Raw genomic sequence first — 14,114 nt, 5'->3', positions numbered from 1 at the left:
CTGAAGTTAACACTGCGTCCGCCTTTGCGGATGCGGGGGGCTTACTATGCTGAAAAATATCACCCAGCAGCTGCTCGCGCAGCTAAACCGCCACCTGCCGCGCCGTCTGGTTCAGCGCGATCCGCTGCCGAATGCCAAAAACCTGGCAGGCGCTGCCATTCCCTCCACGCTGACGAAGCATTGCCTGAAAGCCGCCGCGATGGACGAAAACGAAGTCTGGCGCGCCTTCGGCGGTCATCCGGAAGGGCTGAACGCAGCCGAAGTAGAAAAAACACGCGCCGCGCACGGCGACAACAAAATCCCGGCGCAAAAACCGGCCCCGTGGTGGGTCCATCTGTGGCTCTGCTACCGCAACCCGTTCAACCTGCTGCTGACGGTGCTGGCGATCATTTCGTATGCCACGGAAGATCTGTTTGCCGCAGGCGTGATCGCGCTGATGGTGGCGATCTCTACCATGCTCAACTTTATCCAGGAGGCGCGCTCCACCCGCGCGGCGGACGCCCTGAAGGCGATGGTCAGCAATACCGCCACCGTGCAGCGCGTCATTAACACGAAAGGCGAAAGCGCCTGGCTGGAACTGCCGATCGATCAGCTGGTGGTGGGCGATATGATCAAACTGGCGGCAGGGGACATGATCCCGGCCGATCTGCGCGTGATTCAGGCCCGCGATCTGTTTGTCGCCCAGGCGTCCCTGACCGGTGAATCCCTGCCGGTCGAGAAAGTGGCGCGCAGCCGCGATCCGCAGCAAACTAATCCGCTCGAAAGCGATACCCTGTGCTTTATGGGCACCACCGTGGTGAGCGGCACCGCGCAGGCCATCGTTATCGCCACGGGCGGCAACACTTGGTTTGGTCAGCTTGCCGGGCGTGTGAGCGAGCAGGAAAGCGAGCCAAATGCGTTCCAGAAAGGTATCGGTCGCGTCAGTATGCTGCTGATCCGCTTTATGATGGTCATGACGCCAATCGTATTGCTGATCAACGGCTACACCAAAGGCGACTGGTGGGAAGCGGCGCTGTTCGCCCTCTCCGTGGCGGTGGGCTTAACGCCGGAAATGCTGCCGATGATTGTCACCTCCACGCTGGCGCGCGGGGCGGTGAAACTCTCCCGTCAGAAAGTGATTGTGAAACACCTCGACGCCATTCAGAACTTTGGCGCGATGGATATCCTCTGCACCGATAAAACCGGCACCCTGACTCAGGATAAAATTGTGCTGGAGAATCATACGGATATCTCCGGAAAAGTCAGCGAGCGCGTGCTGCAAACCGCGTGGCTGAACAGCCATTACCAGACCGGGCTGAAAAACCTGCTGGATGTCGCCGTGCTGGAAGGGGTGGATGAAGATTCTGCGCGCGCACTCTCAACGCGCTGGCAAAAAGTGGATGAGATCCCATTCGACTTCGAGCGTCGCCGCATGTCGGTGGTGGTGAGTGAGCAGGCGAATGTGCATCAGCTGATCTGCAAAGGAGCGTTGCAGGAGATCCTGAATGTTTCCACGCAGGTGCGTCATAACGGTGAAATTGTGCCGCTGGACGACACCATGCTGCGCCGCATCAAGCGTGTGACGGATAACCTGAACCGTCAGGGGCTGCGCGTCGTGGCGGTGGCCAGCAAATTCCTGCCGGGGCGCGAAGGGGATTACCATCGCCTTGATGAGTCGGATCTGATCCTCGAAGGGTACATCGCCTTCCTCGATCCACCGAAAGAGACGACGGCTCCGGCGCTGAAAGCGCTGAAAGCCAGCGGCATTACCGTCAAAATTCTTACCGGCGACAGCGAGCTGGTGGCGGCGAAAGTGTGTCATGAAGTGGGGCTGGATGCGGGTGTGATTGTCACGGGCAGCGATATTGAAACGCTTTCTGACGATGAACTGGCACAGCTTGCCAAAACCACCACGCTGTTTGCGCGCCTGACGCCAATGCACAAAGAGCGCATTGTGACGCTGCTGCGCCGCGAAGGGCACGTCGTTGGCTTTATGGGCGATGGTATTAACGATGCGCCTGCGCTGCGCGCGGCGGATATCGGGATTTCCGTCGACGGCGCGGTGGATATAGCGCGCGAAGCGGCCGACATCATCCTGCTGGAAAAGAGCCTGATGGTGCTTGAGCAGGGTGTGATCGAAGGGCGCCGTACATTTGCCAACATGCTGAAATACATCAAAATGACCGCCAGCTCTAACTTCGGTAACGTCTTCAGTGTGCTGGTGGCGAGCGCATTTCTGCCGTTCCTGCCGATGTTGCCGCTGCACCTGCTGATTCAGAACCTGATGTACGACGTCTCCCAAGTGGCGATCCCGTTTGATAACGTGGATGACGAGCAGATCCAAAAGCCGCAGCGCTGGAATCCGTCTGATCTGGGCCGCTTCATGCTGTTCTTTGGCCCGATCAGCTCGATCTTCGACATTCTGACCTTCTGCCTGATGTGGTTCGTGTTCCACGCCAACACGCCAGAACATCAGACCCTGTTCCAGTCCGGCTGGTTCGTGGTCGGGCTGCTGTCGCAGACGCTGATTGTGCATATGATCCGCACGCGCCGTATTCCGTTCTTCCAGAGCCGCGCCGCCTGGCCGCTGATCATCATGACCGGCGTGGTGATGGTGCTGGGGATCGCGCTGCCGTTCTCACCGCTGGCAAGCTACCTGAACCTGCAGGCGCTGCCGCTGAGCTATTTCCCATGGCTGGTGGCGATTCTGGCGGGCTACATGGTGCTGACGCAGATGGTGAAAGGATTCTATAGCCGTCGTTACGGCTGGCAGTAAATCTCATGCCCGGCACCGCCGGGCCTGTGTTCCGAATCTGCCGGGTAAGATGTCGTCGCCGCCCGGCAAAATAGCCTTCCTCCCAAATTCCACAACCTGTGATCCCCGTCATGCACTTTGCTTGACGACAATTTGTACGCATGTTAACAAAATGTTTTGTCTGTTTTTGGCCCGTCAAATTCTGATAAGGAACATTATGTTACGTCTTAGCCTCATCACCGCCGGGCTTTTGCTCGGTACCTCTGCGCTGGCGGCTCCGGCAGGCGATCTGCCGTTAATGCCCTGGCCCGCCCACGTTGAACGGCCCGCACAGCAGGGCGCATTCGTCCTCAGCGATAATATTTCCGTCAGCATCAGCGGCGACGATCTGGGTGATGCCGCAAACCGTCTTCGCCAGCGCATCGCGCTGCAAACAGGGTGGACGCTTCAGCCTCAGGCCGACAAACCTGAAAAGCCCACTATTTCAGTGACCATCGCCAAAAAAGTGAAGCCGCAACCGCTGCCGGACAGCGATGAGAGCTACAAACTCACCGTGGATGCGAGCGGTGTGAACATCACCGCTAACACGCGCTTTGGCGCGCTGCGGGCGATGGAAACGTTGCTCCAGCTGATTCAAAATGGCGCGGAAAACACCTCGATTCCGTGGGTGTCGATTGACGACTCCCCGCGCTTCCCGTGGCGCGGGCTGCTGCTCGATTCGGCGCGTCATTTCATTCCGCTGGAGGACATTAAACGCCAGATCGACGGCATGGCGGCGGCGAAGCTAAACGTCCTGCACTGGCATCTGACGGACGATCAGGGCTGGCGGTTTACCTCGAAGCGCTATCCTAAACTGACCCAGCTCGCCAGCGACGGGCTGTTCTACACACCGGAGCAGATGCGCGACGTGGTGCGTTACGCCACCGCGCGGGGTATTCGCGTGGTTCCCGAAATTGACATGCCGGGCCATGCGTCGGCGATCGCCGTGGCCTATCCGGAACTGATGAGCGCACCAGGCCCGTATGAAATGGAGCGCCACTGGGGCGTGCTGAAACCCGTTCTCGATCCAACAAAAGAGGCGACTTACACCTTTGCCGACGCGATGGTCAGCGAACTGGCAGCGATCTTCCCCGATCCGTATCTGCATATCGGCGGTGATGAAGTTGACGATAGCCAGTGGAAAAACAGCACCGCCATCCAGCAGTTTATGCGCGACAACAAACTGGCGGACAGCCATGCGCTGCAGGCCTATTTCAACCGCAAACTGGAAACCATTCTTGAGAAACACCATCGCCAGATGGTCGGCTGGGATGAGATCTATCATCCTGATCTGCCGAAAAGCATTCTGATCCAGTCCTGGCAGGGGCAGGACGCGCTGGGCGAGGTGGCGAAGCAGGGCTATAAAGGCATTCTCTCCACCGGTTTTTACCTCGATCAGCCCCAGTCCACGGCCTATCACTACCGCAATGAGATCGTGCCGCAGGGCTTGAACGGCATGGACATCATCGCCGATTCCGACAGCGCGCAGAGCTGGACTTTCACGATGCCACGTCTGAAAGGCAAACCGGTCGAGGGCAGTTTTACGCTGATTAAAGGCGTTTCCGGCTGGCGCGGATTTATCGATTTCAGCGGCAAATCCCGCCGTGCGATTGATCATATCGAATGGCGCGACGACAACCAGCTGAGCTTCACCGTCGACACCTGGATGGGCGAAACGCGCCCGGTGGTCAATGTGTCGGACGACAAACTCACCGGCTACTTCCTGGTGGGGAACGCCCGCTATTCGATTTCCGGCGCGCGCCTCAATGAGGTGCCGAAAGGGATTCAGCCGACGGTGCCGGATGCCGATCAGCAGGCCAACCTGCTCGGCGGCGAAGCGGCGCTGTGGGCGGAAAACGTGATTGCCCCGGTTCTGGATATCAAACTCTGGCCGCGCGCGTTTGCAGTGGCGGAGCGCCTGTGGTCTGCGCAGGATGTGAATGATATCGACAATATGTACACCCGTTTGCAGGCGATGGACAGCTGGACGACGGTGTCGGTCGGGCTGCAACAGCATAGCCAGCAGCAGGCGCAGTTCACTCGTCTGGCGAATAACGCCGACACCCTGCCGCTGCACATTCTCGCCCAGGCCGTGGAGCCTGCGCAGTATTACACCCGTCAGCACCTGAAATTCCAGGCCGGAAATTATCATCAGTTTGAGCCGCTAAACCGCTACGCCGACGCGCTGAACGCCGAGAGCGCCACGGTGCGTCAGATGGATAAATGGGCCGAGCGGCTGATAAGCGATGCCGAAGACACGGAAAGCGCCGAAGCGCTGCGCCACGTCTTTACGCGCTGGCAGAACAATACCAGCGACGCGCTGGCGCTGAGTGAAAACAGCTATCAGGTGAAAGCCATCAAACCGGTGATTCAGGAGGTGGACAAACTGGCGTCGATTGGCCTGCGCCTGACGGATCTGGTGGCGCGGCAAGGCACGCTGGACGATAAGGAGATCGCCTCGATTCAGACCGAGCTGGATAACGCGGCGAAGATTCAGGATGAAGTGGTGATTGCAGCGGTTTATCCGCTGGAGAAGTTGCTCAGGGCGACGCGGAATCAGTAGACGTTATGTTGAAATAAACACAAAAAAGGCCTGATTTTCAGGCCTTTTTAACGCTGTCAGATTTCGCGCAGTTCACGCACCAGAGGGCCATTAAGCTTTTGGCGTAACAGGGTAGCAGAAGAGCGTTTCTTTGCTGCCGTCAGGCTGGTTTTGGCGGGGCTGGTATGCGCGTCTGCATTGACATAATGCGTGGTCAGTTGAGCAAATGCGAATGTTTGAAACAGAATTTTTTCACCATTTTTAGAGGTGGAAAGTGCCGGGCATTGTTGCTTAATGTAATACGACATAGCTGGCTCTCCCCTCTGTAACTGTTTTGTATGCCCGTAAATCTTTGGCTATCAGTGGCCGCGGAACTTTCTTTGGCAAGCCAGTCTTTTGATTATAACGCGGTTCATTTTTTAACCCAAGTATGTAGTCATAGGTCTCTTCAAGCGTGATGCGGCGGCCGATATCGACCACTCCACCGGAGGCGGCCTGGAAGACGAAACCGCCGATATTAAATGTCTCATAGTGGGCGATTAAAGCCAGTGAGACCATTTGTAATACAACAGCACTGCCTAACCCCTCAAATCGAACATGACGAAAATCGGCCAAATTATCCATCCCGTCAAAGGCATCAAAATAGACTTCCGCCATGCCGTTCAACGGGAACGTCACTCCGGCTGGCATTTTGTAACCGATCCGGGTAAAGGTTAGCTCCTCAACCAGGCTACCAATAATGACGGTGTAAATTTCTTTAGCGGCGACAAAAACATAGCTGTGGTGAATACGATGGTCATAGACGAACCTCTTTCGCCGCATGCCGTATTCATCAAGAAAAACCTCTTCTTCAATACGCACTCATTCTCTCTTTTAAAACACCCTAATTTGTGGGTGTTAACCCTACCCTTCTTTATAAAAAAGAGAGTTCTGATCATGGGAAAAATTCCTGAACTGCGAAGGTGATTCAGAGAAAAATGGAGGGGGATGAAAAAGTTGCGGGGAAGGGGGAGGTAGCAGAAACAGCCCCCTCCGCAGCGGAGAGGGCACATCGATCAGCGACGAACTGCAATCGCCTCAATCTCAATCTTCACGTCTTTTGGCAGACGCGCGACTTCTACGCAAGAACGCGCCGGGAAGGTTGCGTCGTGCTCGTTGAAGAACGCTTCGTAAGTGGCGTTAACGGTCGCGAAATCGTTCAGATCTTTGACGAATACGGTCGTTTTCACGATATCGCCCACTTTCAGGCCCGCGGATTCAACGATCGCTTTCACGTTTTCCAGTGACTGACGCGCCTGCGCCGCCACATCTTCCGGCACTTCGCCGGTTTTCGGGTTCACCGGGATCTGACCGGAAGTGATAATCATGCTGCCGAGATCTACGCCCTGAACGTAAGGACCGATAGCCGCTGGTGCATTTTCCGTCGCAAGTACTTTGCTCATATTTTCTCCAGGATTACAGCGTTAAGAAGGGTCCCGGCCATTATACACATCATCCTTCACGCCGCCTCTTCGTTGGCCGCGTCCTCATACCCCGGTCACAGAGTTTCCTGTGCTTCCGGGGATATTTGGCCTTGATGCGGTGCGAATGATTTCGTGTAACAGGAGGCCGGAATCTCAATACCAACCTCAATTAGTTGGCCAGCACCACATAATGAGAAAACTCTTTTTCGCAATATTTGCATTTGAGTGCGATGTCATTCGCCCGTTTTTTCACTGCAAAACTGGACGACACTGGCTCAGCATGACTGATGCAGTTGCTGTTTGGGCAGATCAGCACGTGCTCGATGCGTTCCGGTAAGTTCGGGCGCGATTTGCCCACCACTTCGTAATCGTCGATGCGGTTCACCGTCGCATCCGGCGCGTACAGGGAGAGCTGGTTGACCTGCTCGTCGGTCAGGAAGGTGTTCTCGATTTTGATCAGGTCTTTGCGGCCCATCTCGCCGGACGGCAGGTTCAGGCCAATGGTGATGCGCTGGTCGGTTTCGGTCAGCTTAAACAGCGTCAGCAGTTTAAAGCCCACCTGCGCAGGGATATGGTCAATCACGGTGCCACGTTTGATGGCTTCAACCTGGAGTTTATTATCATGTGTCATTGTCATTTCCCCTTACAGAACGAATTCGCGATTCAGAACCAGTGCCAGTAACGCCTGGCGAGCGAAGATGCCGTTGCCTGCCTGCTGGAAATACCAGGCGTGCGGCGTCTTATCCACGTCGGTGGCAATTTCGTCGATGCGCGGCAGCGGGTGCAGCACTTTCATGTTCGGGCGTGCGCCTTCGAGGTCGCTGGCACGCAGGATGAACTGCGCTTTAACGTTGGCGTACTCGGACGGGTCGAGGCGCTCTTTCTGCACGCGCGTCATGTACAGCACGTCCACTTCACCCATCACCTCTTCAATGCTGGCGTGCTGGCTCCACTGGATGCCTTTTTCATCGAGCATATCGAGAATGTACTGCGGCATCGCCAGCGCCGCCGGGGCGATAAAGTAGAAGCGGTTGCCATTAAATTTCGCCAGCGCCTGGGCCAGCGAGTGGACGGTGCGGCCATATTTCAGATCCCCGACCATGGCGATGTGCAGATTTTCCAGACGTCCCTGCGTTTCCTGGATGGTGAAGAGATCCAGCAAGGTCTGCGTTGGATGCTGGTTCGCACCGTCACCGGCATTCAGCACCGGAATACCGCCGGAGAACTCGGTCGCCAGACGCGCTGCGCCTTCCTGCGGGTGGCGCATGACAATCGCGTCCACGTAGGTGCTGATGACGGAGATGGTATCCGCCAGCGTCTCGCCTTTTTTGCCCAGCGACGTATTGCTGCTGTCAGAGAAGCCGACCACGCTCGCGCCGAGACGGTGCATGGAGGTCTCGAACGACAGACGGGTACGGGTGGAGGCTTCAAAGAAGCAGCTGGCGATCACTTTGTGCTTCAGCAGCTCGGGCTGTGGGTTGGCCTTCAGTTTTGCCGCGGTATCCAGAACCAGTTCCAGCTCTTCGCGGCTGAGGTCATTGATGGAAATGATGTGTTTTTGATAAAGCGGATTCATGTTTATCTCCTGACGCCGGGCAAAAAAAAGCCCCTCAAATGAGGGGCTCTGGGAATAGGGTTATCAACGGGAAGAAAAACGGCAGGCCAGCGTCTGTTTTCAGACGCGGTATGACTGTATGTCGTACACGCTTGACCATGACTTCCTCCCGGCAAATTGTCGGGCATTATACTCAGCTCGATTTTCTGATCAAGCGATTAATGCACACTTTACTCAGTGCAAACGGTTCTATTTGAATATTAATGCGTTCTGAGTAGATAATTAATTTGCTTATGTACCAGCGCCGTGCGCTTTACTACGCGGGGCGCGACCCAGACAATACTGCTTCCGGCCACCACACCTAAAATTTCCGGTAACTGGTGATAATCCAGAATTCGCGCCACGGCGCGCCCGTATCCGGCGACGGTATGGATAAGGATAAATTCGCTATTGTGCTCCACGCTGACCACCATTTCGGAGATCGAACGGGCTGCATCCGGCGCAGGGCGCAACTGCGGATTCATCGAATAAATCTTTTGTCCTTTGGCATTTCGAATTTTTATGACACCTAGCAATTTCAGCAGCCGGGAGACGCTCGACTGGCTGATGCTGTCAAACCCCCGTTCCTGAAGGTCGCGGCGGATCTCTTCCTGAGAAAGGTAGCTGTTTTCGCTGATCAGGCTCTGGCATACCGCGAGCTGAAGCTGTTCTTTTGGGGAGTATTCTCCATATTCCATCATCTGGTTCCCATCTCTGTTGCCAACAAAAAATGCCCGGTGGCGCAACGCTTACCGGGCCTACAAAAAGATTACTGCAGGCCGGATAAGCGCAGCACCATCCGGCAAATCAGATAAGCGCACCCAGGCTCAACGCCACCATGATCACCACCGTCAAAATACCCAGCAGCGGGGCGACCCACTTGAGATAACGCACGTACGGTACGCGCGCGATCGCAAGACCCCCCATCACCACGGCGGACGTCGGTGTGACCAGATTGACAATCCCGGAGGCTGACTGGTACGCCGTCACGACCAGGTCGCGGTTGACGTTAGCGAAATCGGCAAGCGGTGCCATGATCGGCATCGTCAGAACGGCAAGGCCCGAGGAAGATGGCACCAGAAACGACAGCACCACTTCCAGCCAGTACATCACGTTGATAAACGCCACCGTCGACAGTCCGGTCACCAGGCCTTCGGCACTGTGCAAAATCGTGTGCGTAATCATGCCCTTATCCATGATGACTACGATACCGCGCGCAATACCAATAATCAGCGCGACGCCCAGCAAATCCCGCGCCCCGTTGATAAATGTTGATGTCAGCTCTTCTTCGCTCATGCGGGCGATCAGGCCGACGATAATGGCGCTGGCGAGGAAGACTGCGGAGATCTCTGCCATCCACCAGCCGAGCACCGCCACGCCGTAGATCATCACCGCGAAGGCGAGGGCGAAAATCATCAGAATCACTTTACGCACCGGGGTAAATTCCAGCGACTGCTGGCCCTTATCGCCGAGGAAATGCGCACGGTTCTCAGCCTCTTTGTCGGCGACAATCGACAGGGACGGGTCCTGGCGCACCTTGCGGGCGTAACGCATCACCCACCACACGCAGATGATCCAGCCGATCGCCAGCAGGGCGACGCGCAGGGCGATCCCGTTGGTGAACGGAATCCCCGCGGCGTTGGCGGCGATGACCGTAGCGAAGGGGTTAATGGTTGAACCGAGCGTGCCGATCCCCGCGCCGAGCAGCACCGTGGAGGCGGCGACCACCGGGTCGAAACGGGCGGCAAGCATCACCGGCACTAACAGCGTGTAGAACGGCAGCGACTCTTCCGCCATGCCGTAAATGGTCCCACCGGCGGCGAACAGCGCCATCAGGATCGGGATCATCCACTCTTCGCGACCGCGCAGCCGGGTGGTGACGCGTTCGATCCCGGCGTCAATCGCCCCGGTTTTGGTGACGATCCCGAGAAAACCGCCGATGATCAGAATAAACAGCGCGACGTCGATCGCTCCCGCCTGGCCAGATTCAGGATCGTACAGCCCGGCGATCGGCGCCATCAGCACCGCAACGATCCCCTGCGGATGCGCGGCGACGTGTGCGTAGGTTCCGGCAATGGGCACTTCTTTGCCGAGGGCGGCATTCATTGCCATCTGGTACTGTCCGGCCGGAACAATCCAGCTCAGGGCGGCGACCACGGCGATCAGGAAAAAGAGAATGGTGTAAGCGGAAGGAAATTTGAACTTGCCCATGATGTTCTCCTTGCCCCGGCGCAGCCTGTGGCCGCGCCGGGCGGTGATTAGTCGCCGAGTGTCGCCACCATGACCGCTTTAATGGTGTGCATGCGGTTCTCTGCTTCGTCGAAGACGATAGAGTTCGGGGATTCGAAGACCTCTTCCGTCACCTCCAGCCCTTTCAGGCCGTACGCCATTTCGATTTCACGGCCCACTTTGGTGTGTTCGTTGTGGAACGCGGGCAGGCAGTGCATGAATTTCACGTTCGGATTGCCGGTGGCTTTCATGACGTCGCCGTTGATCTGATACGGTTTCATGAGGCTTACACGCTCTGCCCAGGCCTCTTTCGGTTCGCCCATCGACACCCACACGTCGGTGTAGAGGAAATCGGTGCCGTGAACGCCCTCATTCACGTCGTCCGTCAGGGTGATGCGTGCGCCGGTCTCTTTGGCGATGGCGCGGCACTGCTCGACCAGCCCGGCTTCCGGCCAGAAGGATTTCGGCGCCACCAGACGGATATCCATGCCCATCTTCGCTGCGCCGACCATCAGGGAGTTGCCCATGTTGTTCCGCGCGTCGCCCAGATAGGCGAAGCTCAGCTCCGGCAGGGTTTTGCCCGGCGCGTGTTCGAGCATGGTCATCAGATCGGCGAGGATTTGCGTCGGGTGGAATTCATCGGTCAGCCCGTTCCACACCGGCACGCCCGCGTATTCGCCCAGCTCTTCGACGATGGCCTGGCCATAGCCGCGATACTCGATGCCGTCATACATGCGGCCCAGCACGCGGGCGGTGTCTTTCATCGACTCTTTGTGGCCAATCTGCGATCCGCTTGGGCCGAGGTAGGTGACCTGCGCACCCTGGTCAAAGGCGCCCACTTCAAAGGCGCAGCGCGTGCGGGTAGAGGTTTTTTCGAAGATCAGGGCGATGTTTTTGCCGACTAAGGTCTGCTTTTCGCGCCCGGCTTTTTTGGCGGCTTTCAGGTCGATGGCCAGATCGATCAGGTACTGGATTTCTGCCGGGGTGTAGTCCAGCAGTTTGAGGAAGTTGCGGTTTTTCAGGTTAATGGTCATGTGGCGATCCTTGTTAAATGTTGAGCTGTCTGGTGCCCTCCACCCGCCCCTCTCTTAACGGGAGAGGGGAAATGCCCGGAGCAGGGTGAAGGGAAAAATAGGAATCAATTGCGAATCAACGTCCCCTTGTCGCCTGCCAGAATCGCGGCACCGTCGGCCAGCGCGCCGATCCCGGCGATACCGTTGCAGGCCTCGACAAATTCACGGCAGGCGGCAACTTTCGGCCCCATCGAACCGGCGTCGAACTGCAGGGTTTTGAGCACCTCCGGAGAGACCTGCGCCAGCGGGCGTTGGGTCGGTTTGCCCCAGTCGAGGTACACCGCGTCGGCGTCCGTGAGGATCAGCAGCGCGTCGGCCTCAATCTGGCGGGCCAGCAGGGCGGCGGAGAGATCTTTGTCGATGACCGCTTCAATACCGCGATAGCCGTTGGCGTTCTCCACCACCGGGACGCCGCCGCCGCCGTTGCAAATCACCAGATGATCGCGTGCTATCAGGGCGATAATGGCGTCGCTCTCAACGATGCGTTTCGGCTGTGGCGACGGCACCACGCGGCGGAAGTAGCTGCCGTCGGCTTTAAACACCCAGCCTTTTTCTGCCCGCAGGATGTTGGCCTGCTCTTCGCTGTACACCGGGCCGATGTATTTGGTCGGGTTGCGAAACGCCGGGTCGTTGCCATCGACTTCGACCTGCGTCAGCAGGACGCTCACCTCGCGCTGCGGCAGGTTGTTTTTCAGCGCTTGCTGGAGCATGTAGCCGATCATTCCCTGGCTTTCAGCCCCGAGAATGTCGAGCGGATAGGGCGTGACCTTGTCGTAGGCGCTGTTTTGCAGCGCCAGCAGCCCGACCTGCGGCCCATTGCCGTGGACCAGCACCACGCGCCACTGGGCGGTGAGTCCAGCGATAGTGCGGGCCGCCAGTTCGATGTTCTGGCGCTGAAGGTCCGCTTCCAGCGGTTCGCCGCGTTTGAGCAGCGCGTTACCGCCCAGCGCCACGACCAGAGTGGGTTTTCTTTCCATGATGGCTCCTTTAAATTCCGTCGCGTTCCAGCGGGCAGCTCATGCAGCGCGCACCGCCGCGACCGCGTCCGAGTTCGTCGCCCGGAATCGGCAGCACGGTGATCCCGGCTTTGTCGTATTTCTCGTTGGTCCAGATGTTGCGCTCGTAGCCAATCACCACGCCGGGGCGAATGGTCAGCACGTTGTTGGCGTCGTTCCACTGCTCGCGTTCGGCTTCGAAAGCGTCGCCGCCGGTGGTGATCAGTCGTATCTGGTTAACGCCGAGGGCTTTTTCGAGGGCGTGGAGCAGGTCAGTTTCCTGGGTGCGCAGCAAGCCGCCGCGACCGTCCGGGGTGAGCGTCCAGCACTGGGCGTCTTTGCGCACCACTTCCGGGTAGACGGAGAAGGTGTCGACGTCGATGTGAGTCATGACCGTGTCGAGGTGCATACAGGAGCGGTGTTTCGGCAGTTCGACGGCAATTACGCGTTCGGCCTGGCGGTGTTTAAACAGGCTTTGGGCCAGGAATTCGACGCCCTGCGGAGTGGTGCGTTCAGACATGCCAATTAATACGGCGCCGCGACCAATCACTAATACGTCGCCGCCCTCTAATGTGGCGTGATCGTAATTAATATTCTCATCGCCAAAGTATTTAATAAAATCACCGTCGGCAAACGCCGGGTGCCAGCGATATATTGCGCGTAGATTATTGGTTTCACGCTGACGGGCCGGTTTTGCCATCGGGTTAATCGAAACACCGTTATAAATCCAGCATGAGGTGTCGCGTGTAAATAAATGGTTGGGCAGCGGCTTCATAATAAAATCATTAGCCGTATGGGTATCGACCACCATATTTTTAATCGAGGCCGGGATTTCGCCGTAGGTCAAACCCCCGCTCAGACGGCGGGCCAGTTCGCGATGGGACATATCCGCCAGCCAGCCGCGCACATCGTTGGCGAAGGTGGGGCCAAGGCGATAGTCAGAGATTTGGGTGTCCAGCAGCCAGGCTTTTGCGTCTTTGTTATCAAGCGTTTGGGTGAGTAAATCGGTTAGCAGCAGGACTTCCACTCCCTGCTCGCGTAGGGTGTTTGCGAAGATATCGTGCTCTTCACCCGCCCGCTCGACGGACAGAACGTCATCGAACAACAGCTCCTGACAATTCGACGGCGTTAAGCGTTTCAGACTTAAATTCGGGCGATGCAGCATAACGCTACGCAATTGACCAATTTCAGAACCGACGTAATGCTTTTCCATAATTATTCCTTTAACTGTTTTTTCAGAATAAAAAGGGCTGTGCTATGAATCGTTATTAATTCATAGCCCTTTAAGCTCAATTGATTTCAAGGCCCATAGTAGGCAGTTAAGAATTGTATTTTGTGATGTGGCTCACGTGAGATCGGATATTGTCGGCTTTGTTTTCTATTGCATGATTCGCGTCAGATTATGCTTAATTAGGTTATATTCGGGAATGAATCATTAAGCATAA

The 14,114-nt window shown here is 56.9% G+C and carries 13 protein-coding genes; 2 read left to right on the top strand and 11 right to left on the bottom strand.

Annotation, left to right across the window (positions count from 1 at the left end; translation table 11 throughout):
* The first annotated feature begins 46 nt into the window (after positions 1-46).
* Both mgtA and OVA10_RS21890 read left to right on the top strand, forming a co-directional pair.
* A complete protein-coding gene (mgtA, locus tag OVA10_RS21895; RefSeq protein WP_268196797.1) occupies positions 47-2,755 on the top strand; it encodes a magnesium-translocating P-type ATPase in 2,709 nt (902 codons plus the stop codon).
* Positions 2,756-2,951: 196 nt separating this feature from the next.
* Complete coding sequence (locus tag OVA10_RS21890; protein WP_268196796.1) at positions 2,952-5,336, top strand: beta-N-acetylhexosaminidase; 2,385 nt, start codon at positions 2,952-2,954, stop codon at positions 5,334-5,336.
* Between the two features lie 56 nt (positions 5,337-5,392).
* Here the strand turns inward: OVA10_RS21890 and OVA10_RS21885 are convergent, their stop codons facing one another.
* The 11 genes from OVA10_RS21885 to arcA form a co-directional block, all read right to left on the bottom strand.
* A complete protein-coding gene (locus tag OVA10_RS21885) occupies positions 5,393-5,623 on the bottom strand; it encodes a hypothetical protein (protein WP_123429583.1) in 231 nt (76 codons plus the stop codon).
* Complete coding sequence (locus tag OVA10_RS21880) at positions 5,607-6,176, bottom strand: hypothetical protein (RefSeq protein ID WP_123429582.1); 570 nt, start codon at positions 6,174-6,176, stop codon at positions 5,607-5,609. Before OVA10_RS21880 ends, OVA10_RS21885 begins: the two co-directional genes overlap by 17 nt.
* Positions 6,177-6,370: 194 nt before the next feature.
* A complete protein-coding gene (locus OVA10_RS21875; protein ID WP_100777818.1) occupies positions 6,371-6,757 on the bottom strand; it encodes an enamine/imine deaminase in 387 nt (128 codons plus the stop codon).
* 190 nt (positions 6,758-6,947) lie between these two features.
* Positions 6,948-7,409: an aspartate carbamoyltransferase regulatory subunit gene (gene pyrI, locus OVA10_RS21870; RefSeq protein ID WP_100777817.1), complete on the bottom strand. Its 462-nt coding sequence runs from the start codon at positions 7,407-7,409 to the stop codon at positions 6,948-6,950.
* Between the two features lie 12 nt (positions 7,410-7,421).
* Positions 7,422-8,354, bottom strand: coding sequence for an aspartate carbamoyltransferase (pyrB, locus tag OVA10_RS21865; protein ID WP_100777816.1), 933 nt, complete (start codon positions 8,352-8,354; stop codon positions 7,422-7,424).
* A gap of 34 nt (positions 8,355-8,388) precedes the next feature.
* The gene (locus OVA10_RS21860) at positions 8,389-8,493 is read right to left on the bottom strand and encodes a pyrBI operon leader peptide (protein WP_095280562.1); all 105 of its coding nucleotides are present in this window, start codon (positions 8,491-8,493) and stop codon (positions 8,389-8,391) included.
* 100 nt (positions 8,494-8,593) lie between these two features.
* Positions 8,594-9,073 (bottom strand): arginine repressor, encoded by a 480-nt coding sequence (locus tag OVA10_RS21850; protein ID WP_095280563.1) that lies wholly within the window; start codon positions 9,071-9,073, stop codon positions 8,594-8,596.
* Positions 9,074-9,179: 106 nt separating this feature from the next.
* The gene (locus OVA10_RS21845) at positions 9,180-10,583 is read right to left on the bottom strand and encodes a YfcC family protein (RefSeq protein ID WP_181827246.1); all 1,404 of its coding nucleotides are present in this window, start codon (positions 10,581-10,583) and stop codon (positions 9,180-9,182) included.
* Between the two features lie 47 nt (positions 10,584-10,630).
* Positions 10,631-11,635 carry an ornithine carbamoyltransferase gene (argF, locus tag OVA10_RS21840; protein WP_100777814.1) on the bottom strand — a complete coding sequence of 335 codons (1,005 nt, stop codon included), beginning with the start codon at positions 11,633-11,635 and terminating at the stop codon, positions 10,631-10,633.
* A gap of 104 nt (positions 11,636-11,739) precedes the next feature.
* Complete coding sequence (arcC, locus tag OVA10_RS21835) at positions 11,740-12,651, bottom strand: carbamate kinase (protein ID WP_268196795.1); 912 nt, start codon at positions 12,649-12,651, stop codon at positions 11,740-11,742.
* A 10-nt stretch (positions 12,652-12,661) separates the two neighbouring features.
* Positions 12,662-13,882: an arginine deiminase gene (gene arcA, locus OVA10_RS21830; protein WP_100777812.1), complete on the bottom strand. Its 1,221-nt coding sequence runs from the start codon at positions 13,880-13,882 to the stop codon at positions 12,662-12,664.
* Positions 13,883-14,114: the final 232 nt, after the last annotated feature.

Origin of the sequence: Lelliottia sp. SL45 (assembly GCF_026672535.1) — a bacterium.
GTDB classification, from domain to species: Bacteria; Pseudomonadota; Gammaproteobacteria; order Enterobacterales; family Enterobacteriaceae; genus Enterobacter; species Enterobacter nimipressuralis.
This window is presented reverse-complemented; position numbering and strand designations above follow the sequence as displayed.